Source organism: Vibrio sp. Vb0349 (genome assembly GCF_033338975.1).
In genome coordinates this window covers 1-1,738 of sequence record NZ_JAWOTS010000111.1, presented here as the reverse complement: position 1 = coordinate 1,738, position 1,738 = coordinate 1, and the positions used below count along the sequence as shown (strand labels likewise).

Genomic DNA, 1,738 nt, shown 5'->3' with positions numbered 1-1,738 from the left:
GCTTTAGCGGCGTGTAGTGATGAAGGGCCAATGGAAAAAGCGGGCAAAAAATTGGATGAGACTGCGGAAGAAGCGCAAAACGCCATTGAAGATGGTTGTGAAAACCTTAAAGAGAATCTGAACGCGGAAGACAAAGATTGTTAAGCGTTCACCTCATCCATCAACAGCAAAAAAGGGCGGCGTGATAACCGCCCTTTGTTTTACCAACTATTCTTAATCCGATAAGGAGTCAGAGATGAAGAACATATTCGATGTGCTAAAAGAAAGTCATGAAAAACAGCGCCTTTTGCTGGATGCACTGATGGAAACATCCGGAGATTCCCCAACTCGTCGAGAGTTTTATCGTGACCTAAAGCACGAGCTTGAGCAACATGCCGCCGCTGAAGAGCGTTACTTTTATGCACCGCTGATTGAGAGCGATAAGACGATCGATATGACACGTCACGGTATTGCCGAACACCACGCCATCGACAAAGTGATCGCTCAGTTGGATGACACCGCGTGGAGCTCGCCCGCTTGGCTTACGCACATGAAAACACTGCGCCACAAGGTACTGCACCATCTGGAAGAGGAAGAGCAACGCTTTTTCCAAATAGCAGGCAAGGTGATGTCCGATAAACAAAAACAACAGTTGGCCAATGACTATATCGAAGAGATGGCCAGCTAAGCGTTATCCCATCGCTAAGGATTAAGGAGGTCGAATGTTCATCGTCAAATATTATCTACTTGGCGCGCTGGTTGCGTTGCTCGCTGCTATCTACATACCTCAAATCGTAGTGAGTTTACTGCTGCTTTGGGTTTCGCTTTCCTTAGCGTTAGTCAGTGCGGCTTATTTATTTGATTTCCCGTCCATCTTTAGAAAAAGCCAAGACGGAAAAATTGTCTGGTGGATTCGATGGGCATTCATTCCCTTCTTACTCGGGGCGAAAGCCTACAACGCCTGGGAGAGACGGCGCGATACTGTCCCTCCCATTCAACAAGTCAGCGATAATCTTTATCTTTCTCGGCGCTTGTTCCCGAGCGATTTGGCGTTTCTCGACTCTCACGACATTTCCTGCATTGTTGATGTTACGGCGGAGTTCGCAGGTTTAGAAAGCGCCATGACTGACAAGCAATTCAACTACCTTTCTATTCCCGTGCTGGATCATAAAGCGCCGACTTTGGAGCGTTTACGTCATGCGATGAATTGGATTGATACCCAAATCGCCTGCGGGCGCTCTGTGGTTGTGCATTGCGCACTTGGGCGTGGCCGTTCGGTGTTTGTGGTGGCGGCTTATTTACTGAGTAAAGACCCATCGCTCTCGGTGGAATCGGTGATGCAGAAAATCAACAGCGTGCGCAGTACTGCAAGGCTCAATAATCTGCAGATCAAAACTCTGCGCGCGATCAGTGAGAAAGGCGTGCTAATACTCGATGAGCCGACCTGGATGGTGGTGAACCCTGTCGCGGGCGGTGGAAAATGGCTGCAATACGAACAACATGTGATTCGTGAGTTGACCAAAAAATATCGTCTCAGCATTCGCCAAACGGACGAAACCACCAGTGCAGAAAGCCTCGCACTGCAAGCTAAACAAAGTGGTGTGAATCAGGTGATTGTCTCTGGTGGCGATGGCACGGTGACCGAAGTGGCGAGCCAATTGGTCGGCACGGACATCCAGCTCGGCATCATACCGTTGGGCACGGCGAATGCGCTTTGCCATGTGCTATATGGCATCGGCGTGAAGTTAGCACCGGTGGA

General features: G+C 49.4%; 2 protein-coding genes. Both read left to right on the top strand.

The annotated features are described in order from the left end of the window. Positions 1-235 precede the first annotated feature (235 nt). Positions 236-667 (top strand): hemerythrin domain-containing protein, encoded by a 432-nt coding sequence (locus tag R7Q47_RS23655; RefSeq protein WP_029806706.1) that lies wholly within the window; start codon positions 236-238, stop codon positions 665-667. A gap of 34 nt (positions 668-701) precedes the next feature. Then, positions 702-1,738 (top strand): diacylglycerol kinase family protein (locus R7Q47_RS23650; RefSeq protein WP_318089566.1); only part of this gene is annotated, 1,037 nt, incomplete at its 3' end.

Bases quoted from the DNA above. Each gene is read 5' to 3' on its own strand.
- R7Q47_RS23655 (WP_029806706.1), top strand. From the start codon at position 236: ATGAAGAACATATTCGATGTGCTAAAAGAAAGTCATGAAAAACAGCGC.